18 protein-coding genes are annotated in these 19,259 nt (G+C 64.0%); 14 read left to right on the plus strand and 4 right to left on the minus strand.

The window, feature by feature from the left end:
- The first annotated feature begins 58 nt into the window (after nucleotides 1-58).
- Together AC1DXM_RS29390 and AC1DXM_RS29395 are read left to right on the plus strand one after the other, a co-directional pair.
- On the plus strand, nucleotides 59-1,183 hold the full coding sequence (locus tag AC1DXM_RS29390; RefSeq protein WP_477238678.1) for a DUF2333 family protein: 1,125 nt from the start codon (nucleotides 59-61) through the stop codon (nucleotides 1,181-1,183).
- 312 nt (nucleotides 1,184-1,495) lie between these two features.
- Nucleotides 1,496-3,175 carry a formate--tetrahydrofolate ligase gene (locus tag AC1DXM_RS29395; RefSeq protein WP_477238680.1) on the plus strand — a complete coding sequence of 560 codons (1,680 nt, stop codon included), beginning with the start codon at nucleotides 1,496-1,498 and terminating at the stop codon, nucleotides 3,173-3,175.
- A 75-nt stretch (nucleotides 3,176-3,250) separates the two neighbouring features.
- Here AC1DXM_RS29395 and AC1DXM_RS29400 read toward each other — a convergent pair whose 3' ends face one another.
- Complete coding sequence (locus AC1DXM_RS29400; RefSeq protein ID WP_477238682.1) at nucleotides 3,251-3,889, minus strand: cysteine hydrolase family protein; 639 nt, start codon at nucleotides 3,887-3,889, stop codon at nucleotides 3,251-3,253.
- A gap of 127 nt (nucleotides 3,890-4,016) precedes the next feature.
- Between AC1DXM_RS29400 and AC1DXM_RS29405 the strand changes: the two genes are divergently transcribed.
- Entirely contained in the window at nucleotides 4,017-5,012 is a 996-nt protein-coding gene (locus AC1DXM_RS29405) for a helix-turn-helix domain-containing protein (RefSeq protein WP_477238684.1), read from the plus strand.
- Nucleotides 5,013-5,027: 15 nt separating this feature from the next.
- Here the strand turns inward: AC1DXM_RS29405 and AC1DXM_RS29410 are convergent, their stop codons facing one another.
- The gene (locus AC1DXM_RS29410; protein ID WP_477238686.1) at nucleotides 5,028-5,561 is read right to left on the minus strand and encodes a sugar O-acetyltransferase; all 534 of its coding nucleotides are present in this window, start codon (nucleotides 5,559-5,561) and stop codon (nucleotides 5,028-5,030) included.
- A gap of 150 nt (nucleotides 5,562-5,711) precedes the next feature.
- On the opposite strand from AC1DXM_RS29410, the gene AC1DXM_RS29415 reads away from it, so the two are divergent.
- The 4 genes from AC1DXM_RS29415 (at nucleotide 5,712) to AC1DXM_RS29430 (ending at nucleotide 9,981) form a co-directional block, all read left to right on the plus strand.
- Entirely contained in the window at nucleotides 5,712-6,173 is a 462-nt protein-coding gene (locus AC1DXM_RS29415) for a DUF4126 domain-containing protein (RefSeq protein ID WP_477238688.1), read from the plus strand.
- Entirely contained in the window at nucleotides 6,170-7,546 is a 1,377-nt protein-coding gene (locus AC1DXM_RS29420) for an FAD-containing oxidoreductase (RefSeq protein WP_477238690.1), read from the plus strand. Before AC1DXM_RS29415 ends, AC1DXM_RS29420 begins: the two co-directional genes overlap by 4 nt.
- Nucleotides 7,547-7,662: 116 nt before the next feature.
- Nucleotides 7,663-8,838 (plus strand): MFS transporter, encoded by a 1,176-nt coding sequence (locus tag AC1DXM_RS29425; protein ID WP_477238692.1) that lies wholly within the window; start codon nucleotides 7,663-7,665, stop codon nucleotides 8,836-8,838.
- An 87-nt stretch (nucleotides 8,839-8,925) separates the two neighbouring features.
- Nucleotides 8,926-9,981: a M14 family metallopeptidase gene (locus tag AC1DXM_RS29430; RefSeq protein ID WP_477238694.1), complete on the plus strand. Its 1,056-nt coding sequence runs from the start codon at nucleotides 8,926-8,928 to the stop codon at nucleotides 9,979-9,981.
- Nucleotide 9,982: 1 nt separating this feature from the next.
- Here AC1DXM_RS29430 and AC1DXM_RS29435 read toward each other — a convergent pair whose 3' ends face one another.
- Nucleotides 9,983-10,753, minus strand: a complete 771-nt coding sequence (locus AC1DXM_RS29435; RefSeq protein WP_477238696.1) for an isocitrate lyase/PEP mutase family protein — start codon at nucleotides 10,751-10,753, stop codon at nucleotides 9,983-9,985.
- Nucleotides 10,754-11,061: 308 nt separating this feature from the next.
- Between AC1DXM_RS29435 and AC1DXM_RS29440 the strand changes: the two genes are divergently transcribed.
- Together AC1DXM_RS29440 and AC1DXM_RS29445 are read left to right on the plus strand one after the other, a co-directional pair.
- Nucleotides 11,062-13,266: an anthranilate synthase gene (locus tag AC1DXM_RS29440; protein ID WP_477238698.1), complete on the plus strand. Its 2,205-nt coding sequence runs from the start codon at nucleotides 11,062-11,064 to the stop codon at nucleotides 13,264-13,266.
- A gap of 5 nt (nucleotides 13,267-13,271) precedes the next feature.
- Entirely contained in the window at nucleotides 13,272-14,219 is a 948-nt protein-coding gene (locus AC1DXM_RS29445; RefSeq protein WP_477238700.1) for a cation diffusion facilitator family transporter, read from the plus strand.
- Nucleotides 14,220-14,377: 158 nt separating this feature from the next.
- Here AC1DXM_RS29445 and AC1DXM_RS29450 read toward each other — a convergent pair whose 3' ends face one another.
- Nucleotides 14,378-15,475 carry a hypothetical protein gene (locus AC1DXM_RS29450; RefSeq protein WP_477238702.1) on the minus strand — a complete coding sequence of 366 codons (1,098 nt, stop codon included), beginning with the start codon at nucleotides 15,473-15,475 and terminating at the stop codon, nucleotides 14,378-14,380.
- Nucleotides 15,476-15,576: 101 nt separating this feature from the next.
- Here AC1DXM_RS29450 and AC1DXM_RS29455 point away from each other — a divergent pair, with 101 nt between their 5' ends.
- From AC1DXM_RS29455 to AC1DXM_RS29475, 5 genes are all read left to right on the plus strand, one after another.
- Nucleotides 15,577-16,005 (plus strand): DsrE family protein, encoded by a 429-nt coding sequence (locus tag AC1DXM_RS29455; protein WP_477238704.1) that lies wholly within the window; start codon nucleotides 15,577-15,579, stop codon nucleotides 16,003-16,005.
- A gap of 74 nt (nucleotides 16,006-16,079) precedes the next feature.
- On the plus strand, nucleotides 16,080-16,859 hold the full coding sequence (locus AC1DXM_RS29460) for an SDR family NAD(P)-dependent oxidoreductase (RefSeq protein ID WP_477238706.1): 780 nt from the start codon (nucleotides 16,080-16,082) through the stop codon (nucleotides 16,857-16,859).
- Nucleotides 16,860-16,938: 79 nt separating this feature from the next.
- Nucleotides 16,939-17,247 carry a putative quinol monooxygenase gene (locus AC1DXM_RS29465; RefSeq protein WP_477238708.1) on the plus strand — a complete coding sequence of 103 codons (309 nt, stop codon included), beginning with the start codon at nucleotides 16,939-16,941 and terminating at the stop codon, nucleotides 17,245-17,247.
- A 79-nt stretch (nucleotides 17,248-17,326) separates the two neighbouring features.
- Nucleotides 17,327-18,415, plus strand: a complete 1,089-nt coding sequence (locus tag AC1DXM_RS29470) for an AbrB family transcriptional regulator (protein WP_477238710.1) — start codon at nucleotides 17,327-17,329, stop codon at nucleotides 18,413-18,415.
- A 49-nt stretch (nucleotides 18,416-18,464) separates the two neighbouring features.
- A complete protein-coding gene (locus tag AC1DXM_RS29475; protein ID WP_112561190.1) occupies nucleotides 18,465-19,217 on the plus strand; it encodes an SDR family NAD(P)-dependent oxidoreductase in 753 nt (250 codons plus the stop codon).
- The last annotated feature ends 42 nt before the right edge of the window (nucleotides 19,218-19,259 follow it).

Below are 19,259 nucleotides of genomic sequence, written 5' to 3' on the forward strand. Positions count from 1 at the left end.
GATGTTATCCAAAAGCCTGCAACTTTTTGGCATCATGCTGAGGGGGTGAACGAGAGCCATGCTTGATCCGATCGTGAATTTCTTCACCCGCATCTTCCAATGGATCGGCCGCGGTATCGGCCTTGTCATCGGCGCGATCCTGTGGCCTTTCCTATGGGCCGGGCGCTGGTATACGCAGCGCGGCTGGATCCTGAAGGCGGTGGTCGGCCTGGCTTTGGTGGTACTGATCGGCCTCTATGCCAACTTCTTCTACGCCACCCAGTGGTGGAACAAGTTCGACCCCAACTACGTCGACAAATACACCTTCGAGAACCGCAACATTTCCGCCGGCGAACAGGTCGCGGCCGGTGCCGGCACCGAGACCGCCAAGACCTGTGGCAATTCGGGCATCGCCCAGGTCGCGGCCGACCTCACCGACTTCAACGTCAACCAGAATGCCTGGGTCTCGTCGATGATCCTCTACAAGCTCGGCCTGTTCGGCGTCGACTGGGATCACACGCCGTTCATGGACAACAAGGCCTCGTTCCAGCGCGGCATCAACCAGGCGGTGCGGCGCACCGCCACCGAGCTTGCCGACAATCTCGGCCGCGTGCGTACGACATCGCAGATCGACGCCGATCTGCAGGATGCTCGCGGCAATCTGCAGTTCGACGAGGAAACCTGGTATTTCGGCCTGAACCCATTCGGACCGAAGACGCCGACGCCGAGCTATTATCGCGATGCCGTCAACAAACTGCGCTCCTTCAACGCCCGCCTGGCCACCTGCCAGGCGACGTTCGACGCCCGTGCCGACAATCTGAAGCAGTATATAGACCGCATCTCCTCCGACATCGGTTCGACCTCGGCGATCCTCAAGGAGCGTGCCGAAAACCACAACAATGGCTGGTTCGACTTCCGCGCCGACGACCGCTTCTGGTTCGCCTATGGCCAGCTTTATGCCTATTACGGTCTGATGAAGGGCGCCCAGGCCGACTTCGAGGACGTGATCAAGGAAAAGCATCTCGGCAATCTGTGGGACACAATGGATTCGCAATTCGTCTCGGCGCTGCGCATACAGCCCTTCATCATCGCCAATGGCCGCGAGGATGGCTGGATCATGCCGACGCACCTGACGACGATGGGTTTCTACGTGCTGCGGGTGCGCTCCAACATGGTTGAGATCAGCAACGTGCTGACCCAGTAGCCCTTATCGCAACGCAAGCAGCGATGGCGAATTTGCGCCGTCGCCTCTGTCGCATTCCGTGCATTGAGCGGCTGTTTTGAGACGGCGGAACGACGCGTCCTCTGGCTTCTATACGGCGCGGCAACGGAGCCAGGAAGAACCGACGGCAGGTCGGCCCGGCCGCAGAGACACTTTCTTCACAGGAAACATAGTTGCATGCAAGTTGACGCCGCGGCAGCGACAGGGTTAGAACATGCCCGCGCCCGGGTTCAACATGCCTGCGAGTGAGATCAAACCCGTCCCCTCCACCGTCCAATCCGAAGGAAAGCCGTCATGGCCGAAGTGAAGTCCGACATCGAGATCGCGCGCGGCGCCAAGAAAAAGCAGATCCAGGAGATCGGCAAGAAGATCGGCATTCCGACCGAGCATCTGCTGCCTTACGGCCACGACAAGGCGAAAATCTCGGCAGAATTCATCAAGTCGGTTAAAGGCAACAAGGACGGCAGGCTGATCCTGGTCACCGCCATCAACCCGACGCCGGCCGGCGAAGGCAAGACGACGACCACCGTCGGCCTCGGTGACGGCCTCAACCGCATCGGCAAGAAGGCGATCGTCTGCATCCGCGAGGCGTCGCTTGGCCCGAATTTCGGCGTCAAGGGCGGTGCCGCCGGCGGCGGTTATGCCCAGGTCGTGCCGATGGAGGACATGAACCTCCACTTCACCGGCGATTTCCACGCCATCACCACCGCGCATAATCTGCTTTCGGCGCTGATCGACAACCACATCTACTGGGGCAATGAGCTCGGCATCGACATCCGCCGCGTCGCCTGGCGCCGCGTCATGGACATGAACGACCGGGCGCTGCGCGAGATGATCTGTTCGCTCGGCGGCGTCGCCAACGGCTTTCCACGCGAAGGCGGCTTCGACATCACGGTGGCCTCGGAAGTGATGGCCATCCTGTGCCTGTCCACCGACCTCAAGGACCTGGAAAAGCGTCTCGGCGACATCATCGTCGCCTACCGCCGCGACAAGACGCCGGTCTATGCCCGCGACCTCAAGGCCGACGGCGCCATGGCGGTGCTCTTGAAGGACGCCATGCAGCCCAACCTGGTGCAGACGTTGGAGAACAACCCGGCCTTCGTCCATGGCGGTCCGTTCGCCAACATCGCGCATGGCTGCAACTCGGTCGTCGCCACCACGACGGCGCTGAAGCTCGCCGACTATGTCGTCACCGAAGCCGGCTTCGGCGCTGACCTCGGTGCCGAAAAATTCTTCGACATCAAGTGCCGCAAAGCGGGGCTGAAGCCAGCCGCGGCGGTCATCGTCGCCACCGTGCGCGCCATGAAGATGAATGGCGGCGTCAAGAAGGAAGACCTCGGCAAGGAGAACATCGAGGCGGTGAAGAAGGGCTGCGCCAATCTCGGCCGCCACATCGAAAACATCCGCCAGTTCGGCGTACCGGCGGTGGTTGCCATCAACCACTTCTATTCCGACACCGACGCCGAGATCCAGGCGATGAAGGACTACGTCGCCTCGATGGGCGAAGAGGCGATCCTGTGCAAGCACTGGGCCAAGGGCTCGGCCGGCATCGAGGACCTCGCCAACAAGGTGGTGCAGCTCGCCGAATCCGGCGCTTCGCAGTTCGCGCCGCTCTATCCCGATGACATGCCGCTGTTCGAGAAGATCAACACCATCGTCCAGCGCATCTATCGCGGCTCCGAGGCGATCGCCGACAAGTCGGTGCGCGACCAGCTCAGGGCCTGGGAAGACGCCGGCTACGGCAAGTTGCCGGTCTGCATGGCCAAGACCCAATATTCCTTCTCGACCGACCCGAACCTGCGCGGCGCGCCGACCGGCCACACCGTGCCGGTGCGCGAGGTCAGGCTTTCCGCGGGCGCCGGCTTCGTCGTCGTCATCTGCGGCGAGGTCATGACCATGCCGGGCCTGCCCAAGGCGCCATCTTCGGAAAAGATCTTCCTCAACGAAGCTGGCCAGATCGAAGGCCTGTTCTAAACATTTCGAGATCGTTGCGAGATTCAAGAAGGGCGGCCAATGGCCGCCCTTTTTGCTTTCCGGGGACGGATTTGCCTATGCGGCGTTGCGCGCCAGCGCCCGCTGGTTGGACGCATAGGGCGTGTCGCGTTCGGGCAGTGCGCCGGTCTTCAGGCAGTCGATCCATTCGGCGGTCTTGAGTACGGCCGCGAAGCGCGACTGCAGGATGATGCTCACCACACGGTGGATCTCCTCGGCCGAGGCATAGCCGGCGCTGTTGGCATAGGGCAGCGAGCCGGTTGCGTCGGAGAGGAACTCGACCGTAAAGCCCATATGGACGGCGTGGATGATGGTCGACAGGTCGCAATTATGCGTCATGTAGCCAATGACCGTGATCGTATCGATGGCATTGGCGCGCAGCCACGCCTCGAGATCGGTGCCGGTGAAGGCGCTCGGCAAGTTCTTTTCGACATAGTGGTCGCGCTTGCGCCTGGCGATTTCGGGATGCAGTTCGCCGCCATGGCTGCCCCTGGCAAAGATCGGTGAGGTCTCGGACGCCATCTGCTTGACGACCACCACCTTCACACCGGCTGCTGTGGCGGCGTCCATGGCGCGCGCCACATTGACGACGCTGTCGCGGAACGGCGGATGCTGGATGGCGAGGTTGCCGCCGTCATAGTCATTCTGGACATCGATGACGATCAGTGCGCGGCGCGGCGTGGTGTTGGCGGACATGGTGTTTTCCTTTCGGGCTTGAATGGGACGGGCCGAAAGTAGGTGGATCGCCCGGCTGCCAAAAGTGGCCCGATTGACATCATTCGAAAGAATTGGGACAATCCGATCTCATTTGCTGGAGACGCCCATGACTGATCCGATCATTGCCGTCCTCGCCTTTGGCGGCATCAGCCCGTTCCACCTCTCCGTGCCGTGCGTGGTGTTCGGCACCGACCGCACCAAGCTCGGCCTGCCGCGTTTCGACTTTCGCGTCTGCGCGCTCGACGATGGGCCCATCCACACCGATGCCGGGTTGACGATCGCGGTGCCGCATAGGCTCTCCGCGTTCGACGATGCCGACATCGTCATCATTCCCAGCTGGAAGGATCTCGACGCCCCGCTTCCCACCCCACTCCTCGAAGCGCTTACGCGCGCAAACCGACGCGGCGCGCTGATCGTTGGCCTCTGTCTCGGCACCTTCGCCATCGCCGCCGCCGGGCTGCTTGCCGGCCGGCGGGCGGCGACGCACTGGTCTTCTACCGACCGGTTGCAGGCGCTGCATCCCGACATCGAAGTCGACGCCGACGTGCTCTATGTCGACGATGGCGACATCGTAACCTCGGCCGGCGTCGCCGCCGGCCTCGACTGCTGCCTGCACATCGTGCGTGCGCGCTATGGCGCGGAGGTAGCGTTGCGGCTGGCCAGGCACATCGTGCTGTCGCCGCACCGACAGGGCGGGCAGGCGCAATTCATCGAGCGCCCGCTGGCGAAAACCCCGGCTGCCGACCGCTTCACCCAGGCGCTCGACACGGTGCGGGCAACGCTAAGTCAAACGCATAGCCTCGACCGCGTCGCCGAGGCCGCCGGCCTGACCCGGCGCACCTTCACCCGCCGCTTCCAGAAATCGATCGGCACCAGCTTTGGCGAGTGGCTGGCCGGCCAGCGCATCGAACTCGCGCAGCGACTGCTGGAGGCGACGGAAAAATCGATGGACATCGTGGCCTTCGAAGCTGGCTTCGGCAGCGCCACCTCGCTGCGCCAGCATTTTTCAGCGCGGCTCAAGACATCACCGGCGCAATACCGGCGTGAATTCTCGCGGCGAGCCGGTCCGGATGAGCGCATGGCGCGCGTGGCTTCACACTGATCGGCCGCGAAAGGCTCAGCTGCGTTTAACCGCCCGCGCCGGATTGCCGACCACGGTGGTGTTGTCAGGCACGTCGCGCGTCACCACCGCGCCGGCGCCGACAATGGCGCCGTCGCCAATGCTGATGCCGCCGAGGATGATGGCGCTGCCGCCGATCCAGGCATTGTCGCCGATGGTGACCGGCCTGGCGATCTCCAGTCCCGCCTGCCGGCCTGCTGCCTCCTTGTGGTGCTCGGCGCAGTAGATCTGCACATTGGGGCCAAGCAGCGTCCGGTTGCCGATACGCACCGGCGCGGTATCGAGGATGGTGCAGCCGGCATTGAGAAACGCGCCTGCGCCGAGATGGATATTGAAACCGTAGGCGCAATGGAACGGCGCCTCGATGCGGGCGCCCTCGCCCGCGATGCCGAGCAGCGCCGATAGCGCCGGACCGATGTTGCCGCGCTGCCGGGGCGGCAGCGAATTGTGCTCGAACACCGCATCGCGCGCGATCACCCGCAGCGCTTCCAACTCGTCGTCGATGCAGGTGTACCACTCGCCTGCAATCATCTTCGTGCGCTTGCGGACATGGCCACGCCTCCAATCTGATCTCCTGCCAAAGCACAATCCTCCGCCTGGGAAAACCCCACTGTCCAAATGCCCGGCCTATGCTAGCTTGCCGCGTGGACCGTCCGAGGTTCTGCGTTGAGGGGATCAACCATGCTCTATCTGCTTGCACTTCTGATCGGCATCATCGCCGGTCTTCGCGCCATGACAGCACCGGCCGCCGTCGCCTGGGGCGCTTATCTCGGCTGGCTGCCGCTTACCGGCACCTGGGCAAGCTTCATGGGCCATTGGGCCGCCGTCGGCATCTTCACCATCCTTGCCATCGTCGAACTGGTCACTGACCAGTTGCCGTCGACACCGAGCCGCAAGGTCCCGCAGCAATTCGGCGCCCGCATCCTGCTTGGCGCCTTTGCAGGTGCTGTGGTCGGCGCCACCGCCGGTTCCACCATTGGCGGTCTGATCGCCGGCGCCATCGGCTCCGTCATCGGCACCTATGGCGGCGCCGAGGCGCGCGGCCGGCTGGCAGCCGCCTTCGGCCAGGATCGGCCCGCCGCTCTCATCGAGGACGCGGTGGCCATCATCGGCGGCCTGCTGATCGTAGCGGCGGTGGCATGACGGCGAAAACCTTCGACGCCATCATCATTGGCGCCGGCCAGGCCGGCACACCGCTCGCCGGCAGGCTGAACGCAGCCGGCATGAGCGTAGCGCTGATCGAGCGCAAGCTGGTCGGCGGCACCTGCGTCAACACCGGTTGCATCCCGACCAAGACGATGGTGGCGAGCGCCTATGCCGCGCATCTCGCCCGACGCGCCGCCGATTATGGCGTGACGCTCAGTGGGCCTGTCGGCGTCGACTATAAGGCGATCAAGGCGCGCAAGGACAAGGTTTCGGGCGCCTCCCGCACCGGGCTGGAAACCTGGATCGCCGGCATGGACAAATGCACGCTCTATCGTGGCCATGCGCGCTTCGAATCTGCCAACACCGTGCGCGTCGGCGACGACCTTTTGACCGCCGAAAAGATCTTCCTCAACACCGGCGGTCGCGCCTCGGTGCCGGACCTGCCCGGCATCCACGACATCGACTACCTCACCAATTCCTCGATGATGGATCTCGAAATTTTGCCGCGCCACCTCGTCGTCGTCGGCGGCAGCTACATTTCGCTCGAATTCGCACAGATGTTTCGCCGCTTCGGTAGCGAAGTCACCGTCATCGAGAAGAGCCCACGCCTGACCGGCCGCGAGGACGAGGACGTATCGGCGGCGATCCTGTCGATCCTCGAAAACGAAGGCATAGAAGTCCATGTCGGCGCCGACGACATCGGCTTCGCCAAACAGGGCAACGACATCGCCGTGACGTTCTCATCCGGCAAACCGCCGGCAGTCGGCTCGCACGTGCTTCTGGCGCTCGGCCGCGCTCCCAACACCGACGACCTCGGCCTCGACAAGGCCGGCGTCGCGGTCGATCTGCGCGGTTACATCACCGTCGACGACCAGCTGCGCACCAGCGTGCCCGGCATCTGGGCGATGGGCGATTGCAACGGCAAGGGCGCCTTCACCCACACCTCCTACAACGACTATGAGATCGTCGCCGCCAATCTGCTCGATAACGATCCGCGCAAGGTCAGCGACCGCATCGAGGCCTATGCGCTCTACATCGATCCGCCGCTCGGCCGCTGCGGCATGACTGAGGCCGCGGTGAAAAAATCCGGCCGCAAGGCGCTGGTCGGCCAGCGGCCGATGACCCGCGTCGGCCGCGCCGTCGAAAAGGGAGAAACGCAAGGTTTCATGAAGATCCTGGTCGATGCCGACACCAGGGAGATCCTCGGCTGCTCCGTGCTTGGCCCCGGCGGCGACGAGGCGGTGCACTGCGTGCTCGACCTGATGTATGCCAAGGCGCCGGTCGATACGCTGGCCCGTGCTGTGCACATCCATCCCAACGTCTCGGAGCTGTTGCCAACCATCGCCCAGGAACTGAAGCCGCTGGTGTGACGTAACTCTGCTTCAAGCTCAGCGCTTTCTGCATCGGTGCATTGCAGCAATGTGCATTGCGCCCCGCATGGCTTCTCGTTCAGTCTGAAATTGAACCGATTCAGTCTGGACGTTCCATGCCTTTGCCGATCCTTGCGCTTGCCATTGCATCCTTCTGTATCGGCACCACCGAATTCGTCATCATGGGCCTGCTGCCGGAGGTCGCCGCCGATCTCGGCGTGTCGATCCCCTCGGCCGGACTGCTGGTCACCGGCTATGCGCTCGGCGTCGTCTTCGGCGCGCCGATCGTCGCCATGGCCACCGCGCATTTGCCGCGCAAGCCGGTTCTGGTCGCGCTGACGGCGATGTTCGTCGTCGGCAATCTGTTTTGCGCCATCGCGCCCAACTACTGGCTGTTGATGGCTGCGCGCGTCTTCACCGCCTTCGGCCATGGCGCCTTCTTCGGCATCGGCTCGGTCGTTGCCGCCAGCTTGGTGCCGCGCAACAAGCGCGCCAGCGCCATTGCATTGATGTTCGCCGGCCTGACGCTCTCCAACATTCTGGGCGTCCCTGCCGGCACTGCGCTCGGCGAAGCCTTCGGCTGGCGCTCAACCTTCCTCGCCGTCGTCGGCATCGGCTTGCTCTCCGTTGCGGCCATCGCCTGGCTGGTGCCGTCCGACGTCGCCCAACCGAGCGGTGGCGGCTTGCGCGGCGAGTTGCGCGTGCTGGGCAAATTGCAGGTCTGGCTCGCCATGCTGATCGCGTCGCTGTCCTCGGCCAGCCTGTTTGCCGTCTTCACCTACATCAAGCCCTACCTCACCGACGTCTCCGGCCTGTCCACCTCGGCCGTCACCTGGGTGCTCTTGCTGTTCGGCGCCGGCATGACCATCGGCAATGTCATTGGCGGCCGGCTGGCCGACTGGAAGTTGATGCCGACGGTGATCGGCACGCTGCTGCTGATGGCCCTGCTGTTTGTCGGCTTCATGCAGTTCGGCGCCATCGCCAGCGTCGCCATCGGCGTCGTCTTCCTGTGGGGCCTGCTCATCTTCGTCGTCGTGCCGCCGCTGCAGATCCGCGTCGTCGAGGCGGCTTCGGAAGGGCCGAACCTCGCCGCCACGCTCAACCAGGGCGCCTTCAATGTCGGCAATGCCGGTGGCGCCTGGATCGGCGGATTGGCCCTTTCGGCGGGAGTCTCCTACGCTCACCTGCCGCTGGTCGGCGCGGTTCTGGCGCTGCTGGCCGTCACCGTGGCCGTTGTCTCGCAGGCGCTTGAACGCTCAGCTCCTGTGGCCGTTCCGGCTGCCGCGGAATGATATTGCGCCCATAGCGCCGCGAACTGGACCAATCGACAGCCCTCCGGCAAAGGTGCATGTGTTCTGCCTCTTTCTTGGAGGCATCCCATGCAGAAATCGATCGAACGCATTTCCGGCGACAGCGAAGGCGTTTTCTACGAATTCCCGGCATTCCGCTTCACCGGCGCCGACAAGTCAGCGCCCTCTGCCTATCTGCAGTCGGCACTCCATGCCGGCGAATTGCCGGGCGTCGTCGCCATCGACGCCTTGATGCCGGCGTTGAACAAGGCCGAAGCCGAGGGGCGCATCAAGGGCAACATCACGGTCGTGCCCTGGGCCAACCCGATCGGCCGCGCTCAATATCATTTCGGCGAACATCAGGGCCGCTTTCATCTCGGCACCCGCACCAACTTCAACCGTGCCTTTCCGCTGCTTGCCGCGCCTGACACCGCACTGTTGCCGGACACCAGGTTCGGAACGGCCGACCAGCAGTTGAAGACGCGGCTGCTGCAACTTTCCATCGGCCACGACATCGTGCTTGATCTGCATTGTGACGATGAAGGGCTGGCCTATCTCTACGTCCACACCAGCCTGTGGCCGGCAATGGCCGATTGCGCCGCCGCCATGGGCATCGATGCGGTGGTGCTGTGGAGCGAAGACAACGACGGGACCTTCGAGGGCGCCACGATCATGCCCTACCAGAACGTCCCCGCCAGCGTGGCGAAGTTCGAGCGGCGCGTCGCCACCACGGTCGAATATCGCGGGATGCTCGATGTCGACGGCGGGCTGGCCGCATCCGATGCCGAAGGTCTCTACCGGCTGCTGGTGGCGCGCGGCGTGATCGCCGACCCGGCCCTACCCGCACCAGGTCCTTTCACTGGTTTCGTTGCACCGTTGGAAAACATCGACATGATGCCGGCACCCCGGGCGGGTGCCGTGCTCTACGACGTGAAGCCCGGCGACCGCGTCGCCAAGGGCGCACGCCTCGCCACCATCGTCCACACACCAGGCGAGACGGGCGGCCGCACGGAAGTATTTGCCCCGCAGGACGGCATCATTCTGACCCGCCGCGCGCGCCGCATCATCCGCGCCGGCGAGGATCTGCTGAAACTCGTCGGCGACAAGAAGAGCGCTGATGCGCGGTCGGGGACGCTGGAGGACTGACCTAGCCCGAGATCGCCAGCCGCGCTTTCGCCTCCAGCCATTCGGCCATCTGCCGGTAGGGCACAGGCCCGTGGCTGATGCGGGAGACGCCGAGCTCGGCCAGCCGCTGGCGTGGCGGCACATGCGCCAGCGCGATGATGTTGACCGGCAACGCTGTGGCCTTGCAGAGCGCCTCGATCAGCCCCTCATCGCCAAGACCCGGCGCAAAGAAACCGCTCGCGCCGGCCCTTTCATAGGCCATTGCCCGCTCGATCGCCTGGTCGAGCAGGCCCTTGTCATGCGCATCCGGCTTCGCCTTGAGGAAGATGTCGGTGCGGGCGTTGATGTAGGCGGGAATGCCCGAAGCCTTCACCGCTGCCGCCGCCGCCTCGATCCGCTTCACCTGCACGGCGATGTCGTGCAGGCCAGTGCCGCCTACGATCTGGTCCTCGAAATTGAAGCCGATGGCGCCGGCCTGCAGCGCAAGCGTCACGGTGCGGGCAACGGCTTCCGGCTCGACGCCGTAACCGCCCTCGAGATCCATGGTCACCGGCAGGTCGACCGCCGCCACGATGCGCTTGATGTTGTCCAGCGCCAATTCCCTAGGGATTTTCTCGCCATCGGCATAGCCGAAGGCGGCCGCCACCGGCCAGCTTCCGGTGGCGATCGCCTTGGCTCCGGCTTTCTCGACGATCTTTGCCGAGCCCGGATCCCAGGCATTGTAGAGAACGATCGGGTTTCCCTTGACGTGGAGGGAATGGAACGTGCGTGCGCGCTCGATCTGGTCGGTCATCGGTGTCTTCCCGTCTTCTCGATGTTGGGTGGTTAGTCTAGGCAGGAACGCCGGCCCTGACGATGTGCCATGAGCCCCGGAAGCGGCGGCCACAAGCTGGCCTTTCAAACCTGTTGCGCATCCGGCTTTTCGCCGCTATGGATTTCGCCCATGAACATGCGTTCGATCAAGACCGTTTGGTGGTGGGCTCGCTGACAGCGGCCTGTTCGAACGCGTGCGCGTGAAAATAGAAGGTGGCCGCAACGGAATGTCCGGGCGGCCATTTGTTTTTTCAAAGCCAGTCCCGGGTCCGTTGCCCAACAAGCCAGATGGAGACGGCAATGACGACAATGAAGGTTCTGGAAAACGGCGCGGAACGCTTCGTGACCGCGGGCGGCGTCACCATTACCCGCGAGCGCCACGACAAGCCCTATGCCGGCGCGATCGACGCCTATGTCGACGGGCTGAATTCGCGCCGCGGGGCCGTGTTTTCCTCAAACTACGAATATCCCGGCCGCTACACGCGCTGGGATACGGCCATCATCGATCCGCCGCTGGTGATTTCCGCGCGCGGCCGCGCCATGCGCATCGAGGCGCTGAACGGCCGTGGCGAGGTGCTGTTGCCTGTAATCGGCAAGGCGCTCGCCAGCTTGAGCGAAGTCACAGTCACTGAAACCTCGAAAAAGCTGATCCGCCTCGATGTCGCCAAACCAGGCCGGGTCTTCACTGAGGAAGAGCGCAGCCGCGTTCCCTCGGTCTTCACCGTGTTGCGCGCCATCACCGCTCTGTTCAAGACCGACGAAGACGCCAATCTCGGCCTCTACGGCGCCTTCGGCTACGACCTCGCCTTCCAGTTCGATCCGGTCGACTACAAGCTCGAGCGCAAGCAGAGCCAGCGCGACCTCGTGCTGTTCCTGCCCGACGAAATCCTGGTCGTCGACCATTACTCGACCAAGGCCTGGACCGACCGCTACGACTATTCCGGCGAAGGTTTTTCGACCGAGGGACTGCCGCGTGACGAAATCGCCGAGCCGTTCAAGACCGCCGACCGAATTCCGCCGCGCGGCGACCATGAACCCGGCGAATATGCCAATCTGGTGCGCAAGGCGATGGATAGCTTCAAGCGCGGCGATTTGTTCGAGGTCGTGCCCGGGCAAATGTTCTACGAGCGTTGCGAGACGCAGCCTTCCGAAATTTCGCGCAAGCTGAAGTCGATCAACCCCTCGCCCTATTCCTTCTTCATCAATCTCGGCGAAAACGAGTATCTGATCGGCGCTTCGCCGGAAATGTTCGTGCGCGTCAATGGGCGCCGGGTCGAGACCTGCCCGATCTCCGGCACGATCAAGCGCGGCGACGACGCCATTTCCGACTCTGAGCAGATCCTGAAGCTGCTGAACTCCAAGAAGGATGAATCCGAGCTGACCATGTGCTCGGACGTCGACCGCAACGACAAGTCAAGGGTCTGCGATCCGGGTTCGGTCCGCGTCATCGGCCGCCGCCAGATCGAGATGTATTCACGCCTGATCCACACGGTGGATCACATCGAAGGGCGGCTGCGCGAAGGCATGGACGCTTTCGACGCCTTCCTTTCGCATGCCTGGGCGGTCACCGTCACCGGCGCGCCGAAACTCTGGGCCATGCGCTTCATCGAGCAGAATGAGAAGAGCCCGCGCGCCTGGTATGGCGGTGCCGTCGGCATGGTCAATTTCAACGGCGACATGAACACCGGCCTCACGCTGCGCACCATCCGCATCAAGGATGGCATTGCCGAGGTGCGCGCCGGCGCCACGCTGCTCTTCGACAGCATCCCCGAGGAAGAAGAAGCCGAAACCGAACTGAAGGCATCCGCCATGCTCTCCGCCATCCGCGACGCCAAATTAGGCAACGCCGCCGGCGCCGAACGCACCACCGCGCGCGTCGGCGACGGCGTCAACATCCTGCTCGTCGACCACGAGGACTCCTTCGTCCACACGCTGGCCAACTATTTCCGCCAAACCGGCGCCAATGTCTCGACCGTGCGCACGCCAGTGCCGGAGGAGGTCTTCGAGCGGCTGAAGCCCGACCTCGTCGTGCTGTCGCCGGGACCCGGCACGCCGAAGGATTTCGACTGCGCCGCGACCATCAAGAAGGCCAGGGCCCGCGACCTGCCGATCTTCGGCGTCTGCCTTGGCCTGCAGGCGCTGGCCGAGGCTTATGGCGGCGAGCTCAGGCAGTTGCATGTGCCGATGCACGGCAAGCCGTCGCGCATCCGTGTCTCCAAGCCCGGCATCATCTTCTCCGGCCTGCCCAAGGAAGTCACCGTCGGCCGCTACCACTCGATCTTTGCCGATCCGGTACGGCTGCCCGACGGCTTCGTTGTCACCGCCGAGACAGAGGACGGTGTCATCATGGCCTTCGAGCATCGCAAGGAGCCCATCGCCGCCGTGCAGTTCCATCCGGAATCGATCATGACGCTCGGCCACAATGCCGGCATGCGCATCATCGAGAACATCGTTGCGCATCTGCCGCGCAAGGCCAAGGAAAAGGCGGCCTGACCGGTATGGCCGCAGCGGACAGCGTGACGGCGATCGCGGCAAAGGAGGCGGCCAAGCAAAGGGTCGCCGCCCTCGCCTTCTGGTCGATCGTCGTCGCCTGCGTCGTGCTCGCGCTGAAGCTTGCCGCCTGGTACATCACGGGCTCCGTCGCGCTCTATTCGGACGCGTTGGAATCGATCGTCAACGTCATCGCCTCGGCCGCCGCTTATTGGGCGATCCAGGTCAGCTACAAGCCGGCCGACCAGGACCATCCATTCGGCCACCACAAGGCCGAGTATTTCTCGGCCGTGCTGGAAGGCGTGCTGATTGTGCTGGCAGCACTTTTGATCCTCAGCGAGGTCTGGCGCTCCTGGCAGGCGCCGACGCCGCTTGAACAGCCTTGGGAAGGCTTGGGGATTAACGGCGTCGCCACCGTCATCAACGCTTTCTGGGCCTGGACGCTGATCCGCGCCGGCCGCAGCGCAAAATCACCGGCGCTGGTTGCCGACGGCCGCCACATCATGACCGATGTGGTGACTTCCGTCGGCGTCTTCGGCGGTCTCGTCGGCGCAATCCTGACCGGCTGGCAAATCCTCGATCCGGCGCTTGCCGTCATCGTGGCGCTCAACATCCTGTGGCAGGGCTGGCATGTCATCGGCTCGTCGATGAACGGGCTGATGGACCGCGCCGTCGACACGCAGGAACACATGCATATCCGCGACACTATCTCGGCCAATTGCAAGGGCGCGCTGGAGGTTCATGACCTCAAGACCCGCATAGCCGGCCGCGCCACCTTCATCGAGTTCCACCTGGTCGTCGACGCCGACATGACCGTCGGCGCCAGCCACGTTATCTGCGACCGCATCGAGGATGCGCTGAAAGCCGAAATCCCCTCGGTGCGCGTCACCATCCATGTCGAACCGGATGATGAAGCGAAGCTGCCGAAAGGCACAACGGCGGTGCCGTTCGCGTAGCCCAGCGCTAGGTGCGAAGGTCTGTCGAGATTCAGGTCAGGCCGAGTCGAGAATGGTGGCTTTCGAGAACCGGAGCGGAGCGTACTTGAAGTACGTGAGCACCGGAAGCGCAGGAAGCCGCCGTTCGCAGGCCGGCCTCACCTGAATGTCGATAGGCCTTACGGGGCGCAGGCCGATTGCGGCATCGACTCCAGCCGATAAACCTTGTCATCGGACGCGGTCTTGCCGTCCGCTGCCTTCGAGCACAGGTCGACGATCGCCAGGCTGCTGTTGGGGTTGGCCAGCATCATGGTGCCGTTGGCGCCGCGCTTGAGGTAGATTTCCTTTTGGCTGATGTCGCAGGAAAAATTGCTCATCTTCGGACTGGCAGCGCAGCGCCATTGGTCGGCTTCGCCCTGACACGAATAGGTCTGCGTGACCTTGGTTCCGTTCTTCCTGGTGGTCACCGAGACGGCGATGTCGGCGCCGTCGGGCCAGTTGGCGACATCGCCGCCTGAGGCGAAGGACGCCAGTTCGACCGGCCCGCGAAAGACGCGGATCGACTGCGTCACCTGGTCGGGATGAGAGCTCAGATGCGCGGCATCGTAGTCGCGGCCGAAGCAGAAGGGCTGGTCCGGCTTCAGCCGTTCGCGCAAAGGCGCGCCAAGCGCCGGATCGATCGGATCGATCTTGGCGAATTCGGCCTTGCAGGTCGCCGCCGGCATCGGGTCGAGGCGGAAATTGTCGTCCTCTGAGCCCAGCGCCTGCCGGTCATACTCCGCTTCGCCGAGTTCGTCTTCCGATCCGGCGTCGAGATAGAGATCGGACGAGACATCGGTAATGATCAGGCGGCCTTTGTCGTCGAGCTTCAGGGAAGCCATGGTGCGGTCGCAGTCCATGCCGCAGCGGATCGGGCCCGATTTGCCGTCCTCGGATTCGTGATTGCACCAGCCGCCGGCCCATTGCGGCGTCTTGGCGCCGCGCACGGTGGTGGTGAGAAAACCATTGTAGGAGGTATCGGCGTTAGCCATCGGCTCCTCGTTCGGATGGCTCACCGGATCATGACCATAGAGGAAGAAGATCCGTGCCACCTTCTGCTTGGGATGCGCCTTGAGGTGGGCTGCGTCATAGACCCGGCCGAAACAGGCATCGGCGCCATTCGGGCTGAGTTCGGTGAGCCCTGGCCTCTCGTCGGCATGTGCGGTTCCGGCAAGCGCACTGAACAACACCGCGCCAAATCCCGCTCCGGCAATCGTCTTCCACTTCCTGAATGCCATTGGACCCCTCCCTCGCATCGACAGGACGTAACGTCAGTTTATGCTAGGATGATGGCCGCAGCCACGCAATTTGCGGTGGGCGCCAGGACGAGGAGGATGCTATGCGCCGACGCGACATGTTCCGGGCCAGCCTTGCCGGCGCCGCCGGCCTGTTCGGGTTGAGCCGGGCGGCCGCTGCCGAAGACAAGCCGAAGGTTGCCTATCACCTCAGCGATGTCGACAAGGTCAATTTCGTGCTCGGCAACATCAAGAACCACTATGAAGGCACCGGCGGCAATGTCGACATCGTGCTGGTCGTGCATGGTCCAGCCCTTGCCGCCTTCAAATCGAAAGGCATATCGGCGGCGATCTCGGGACGCTTCGCCAGTCTGGTGCAGCAAGGTCTTGAACCGCAGGCGTGCGGCAACACCATGAAAGGCATGGAGATCACGCTTGCCGACCTGCTCGAGGGCTTCCACGCCGCCGACAAGGGCGGCGTCGTCAAGCTCGCCGAACTGCAGCGCCAGGGTTACGCCTATCTCAGGCCATAAGCCGCCATGGACTTGAACGTGACGGCAACGAGAGCCTACGAAGGGAGAGCAGACATTCCGGAGGAAAAACGCCCATGACCGCGACCGCTCTTGTCATCCCAGATCTTGCCGGCAAGGCGGTGCTGGTCACCGGCGCCTCGACCGGCATTGGTGCAGCCCTCGCACTGGCCTATGCCGAGCAGAAAAGCCGGGTCGCTCTGCACTACAATTCGAGCCGCGACGCGGCCGAGAAGCTTGCCAAGACCATTCGCGATGGCGGCGGCGAGGTGTTCCTGACACAGGGCGATTTCTCAGCGGCCGCCGATGTCGAGCGCGTCGTCGAGGAAAGTGCTGAGCATTTCGGCCGGCTCGACGGGTTGGTCAACAATGCCGGCGGCATGCTTGGCCGCGTGCCTTATGCCGAGCAGACCGAGGCGCATTACGACGCGGTGATGGACCTCAACGCCCGCTCGGTGCTGACGGCGTCACGCAAGGCGATGCCATGGCTGAAGAAGCAGGGCGGCTTCATCGTCAACACCTCGTCGATCGCCGCGCGCAATGGCGCCGGTGGCGGCGCCGGGCTCTACGGCTCGGCCAAGGCCTTCGTCTCCAACGTCACCCGCGGCATGGCCAAGGAGCTGATCGGCTTCGGCATCCGCGTCAACGCCGTGGCGCCGGGTACGATCCTGACGCCATTCCATGAGCGCTATTCCACCCACGAACAGATCAAGGGCATGGTCGCCACCATTCCTCAGGGGCGCGCCGGCACGGCCGAAGACTGCGTCGGCGCCTATCTGTTCCTCTCGTCCGATCTCCTGAGCGGCTACATCACCGGCCAGGTGATCGAGGTGAACGGTGGCCAGTTGATGCCTTGAGCGGTCAATTGCATACTGCGTCTCGCAACGATGCATGTCGTGCGAGCGTTGCTGAGGTTTGAAGGGGAGACGTAAGGCAATGTACGGACTGATCGGCAAGATGCGGGCGGCGCGCGGCCAGCGCGACGCGATCATGGACGTCCTGCTCGCCTCGACCGGCGCCATGCCCGGCTGCCTGAGTTATGTCATCGCCCGCGATCCGGCGGATGCCGACGCCATCTGGGTAACCGAAGTGTGGACCGACGCCGCGAGCCACAAGGCGTCGCTGCAACTGCCCGAAGTCCAGGCCGCGATCGCCAAGGCACGGCCGATCATCGCCGGCTTCGAATTCCAGGTCGAGACCCATCCCGCCGGCGGTTTCGGTTTGCCCCAGACCAAAACCGGCTGACATCCGAAAGCAACGCAGACCCTGAATTCTGTTCGCGGGCGGGGTTCGCATTTCTCTTCTCCAGGTCTAAGACCCAGATATGGACTCCTCGCCAGACCAGCCGGCCGTCGAACGCATGGCGCGCATGCGCCCTGTCCGGCAGTGGCTGGTGCTGCTGATTTTCTCGCTGCTGTTTGCCAGCGCGCTGGAATATGCCGCACTGCCTGCGGCGTTGCTGATCGGGCCGATGCTGGCGGCCATCCTTGCCGGCACCAACGGCGCTACGGTGCGCGTGCCGCGCCCGCTGTTCGGCGCCGCCCAGGCCGTCGTCGGCTGCCTTGTAGCGGCGTCGATCTCCGCCGACATCTTTTCGGTCTTCTACAAGGAATGGCCTCTGTTCCTCGTCGTGGTGCTGGCGACCCTTGCGGCGTCCAGCCTGCTCGGCTGGCTGATCAGCCGCTGGCGGATTCTGCCCGGCACCACTGCGGTCTGGGGCTCTTCGCCGGGTGCGGCCACCGCCATGGTTCTGATGGCGGGCGCCTTTGGCGCCGACCAGCGCCTCGTTGCCTTCATGCAGTATCTGCGCGTGATCTTCGTCTCGATGACGGCGGCACTCGTGGCCAAGATGTGGGTCGACACCTCCGGCGTTGAAATCCCAGCCACTGTCTGGTTCCCGCCGATCGACACAATGGCCTTTGCCGCCACGCTCGGCGTGGCGCTGGTCGGCGGCCTGCTCGGCCGCTTGTGCCGATTGCCCTCGCCCTTCTTCCTCGGCACCTTCATCTTCGGTACCATCATCCATCTCGGCTTTGGCGTGGCGATGCAATTGCCGCCATGGCTGCTGGCACTCTCCTATGCGATGGTCGGCTGGTCGATCGGTCTGAACTTCACCCGGGCAATCCTGCGCCATGCGACGCGGGCACTGCCGCAGATCGTCGGTTCGATCGTCGTGCTGATCGCCTTTTGCGGCGGTCTCGCCTGGCTGATCAGCCATGTCCTCGGCATCGATCCGCTGACCGCCTATCTCGCCACCAGCCCCGGCGGCATGGACAGCGTCGCCATCATCGCCGCCGCCGCGCAGAACGTCGACATCTCCTTCGTCATGGCGCTGCAATCGGCCCGCTTCCTGGTCGTGCTCATCGCCGGCCCAAGCATCGCGCGGCTGGTGGCGAGAGCCGTCAGGGACTGAGTTACGAATTCAAGTATCCGGGAAGAGGAAACTGCCCATGAACCGTCGCGTGAATGCCGTCGATCTCTCAGGCCGTGTCGCCGTGGTGACGGGCGGCGCGCAAGGCATCGGCCTTGCTGTTGCCCGGCGCCTGCTGTCGTCGGGCGCCAGCGTTGCCATCTGGGATGTCGACCAGGCTGCGATGAAGAACGCCGTCGCCGAACTCGCCCCGCTCGGTCGGATCGAGGCTTTGCTGTGCGATCAATCGCTGATCGAGGCCGTGGACAGCGCCGCGACGCAAACCGAGCGCTCGCTCGGCCCGGTCGATCTGCTCGTCAACAATGCCGGCATTGCCGGACCGGCGGCTACCGTGGTGGACTATGATCCTGCCGCGTGGCGCCAGATCATCGACATCGACCTCAACGGTGTCTTCTACTGCTGCAAGCGCCTGGTGCCCGGTATGATCGCGCGCAGCTACGGCCGCATCGTCAACATTGCCTCTGTCGCCGGCAAGGAAGGCAATCCGAACGCCGCCGCCTATTCGGCCGCCAAGGCGGGTGTGCTCGCGCTGACCAAATCGCTCGGCAAGGAGCTTGCCGGCCACGACATCGCGGTCAACGCGCTGACGCCGTCGCCCGCCCGCACCCGCATCCTCGAACAGCTCACCGAGGCCCAGGTGGCCTACATGCTGGGCAAGGTGCCACGCGGGCGGTTTGTCGAAGTCGAAGAGGCGGCCGCGATGATCGCCTTCATGCTCTCGGACGAAAATTCCTTCACCACTGGCGCAACGTTCGACCTGTCGGGCGGACGGGCCACCTACTGAGAAGTAGCGCTGGTCCCTCGCCGTCTTCGTCATCGCCATCGG

This window comes from Mesorhizobium sp. P3_A2 (assembly GCF_056403115.1).

Bases quoted from the DNA above. Each gene is read 5' to 3' on its own strand.
- AC1DXM_RS29405 (WP_477238684.1), top strand. From the start codon at position 4,017: ATGACTGATCCGATCATTGCCGTCCTCGCCTTTGGCGGCATCAGCCCG.
- AC1DXM_RS29455 (WP_477238704.1), top strand. From the start codon at position 15,577: ATGCGCCGACGCGACATGTTCCGGGCCAGCCTTGCCGGCGCCGCCGGC.
- AC1DXM_RS29465 (WP_477238708.1), top strand. From the start codon at position 16,939: ATGTACGGACTGATCGGCAAGATGCGGGCGGCGCGCGGCCAGCGCGAC.
- AC1DXM_RS29440 (WP_477238698.1), top strand. From the start codon at position 11,062: ATGGAGACGGCAATGACGACAATGAAGGTTCTGGAAAACGGCGCGGAA.
- AC1DXM_RS29400 (WP_477238682.1), bottom strand. From the start codon at position 3,889: ATGTCCGCCAACACCACGCCGCGCCGCGCACTGATCGTCATCGATGTC.
- AC1DXM_RS29420 (WP_477238690.1), top strand. From the start codon at position 6,170: ATGACGGCGAAAACCTTCGACGCCATCATCATTGGCGCCGGCCAGGCC.
- AC1DXM_RS29470 (WP_477238710.1), top strand. From the start codon at position 17,327: ATGGACTCCTCGCCAGACCAGCCGGCCGTCGAACGCATGGCGCGCATG.
- AC1DXM_RS29395 (WP_477238680.1), top strand. From the start codon at position 1,496: ATGGCCGAAGTGAAGTCCGACATCGAGATCGCGCGCGGCGCCAAGAAA.
- AC1DXM_RS29445 (WP_477238700.1), top strand. From the start codon at position 13,272: ATGGCCGCAGCGGACAGCGTGACGGCGATCGCGGCAAAGGAGGCGGCC.
- AC1DXM_RS29410 (WP_477238686.1), bottom strand. From the start codon at position 5,561: ATGATTGCAGGCGAGTGGTACACCTGCATCGACGACGAGTTGGAAGCG.
- AC1DXM_RS29390 (WP_477238678.1), top strand. From the start codon at position 59: ATGCTTGATCCGATCGTGAATTTCTTCACCCGCATCTTCCAATGGATC.
- AC1DXM_RS29430 (WP_477238694.1), top strand. From the start codon at position 8,926: ATGCAGAAATCGATCGAACGCATTTCCGGCGACAGCGAAGGCGTTTTC.
- AC1DXM_RS29435 (WP_477238696.1), bottom strand. From the start codon at position 10,753: ATGACCGACCAGATCGAGCGCGCACGCACGTTCCATTCCCTCCACGTC.
- AC1DXM_RS29450 (WP_477238702.1), bottom strand. From the start codon at position 15,475: ATGGCATTCAGGAAGTGGAAGACGATTGCCGGAGCGGGATTTGGCGCG.
- AC1DXM_RS29425 (WP_477238692.1), top strand. From the start codon at position 7,663: ATGCCTTTGCCGATCCTTGCGCTTGCCATTGCATCCTTCTGTATCGGC.
- AC1DXM_RS29460 (WP_477238706.1), top strand. From the start codon at position 16,080: ATGACCGCGACCGCTCTTGTCATCCCAGATCTTGCCGGCAAGGCGGTG.
- AC1DXM_RS29415 (WP_477238688.1), top strand. From the start codon at position 5,712: ATGCTCTATCTGCTTGCACTTCTGATCGGCATCATCGCCGGTCTTCGC.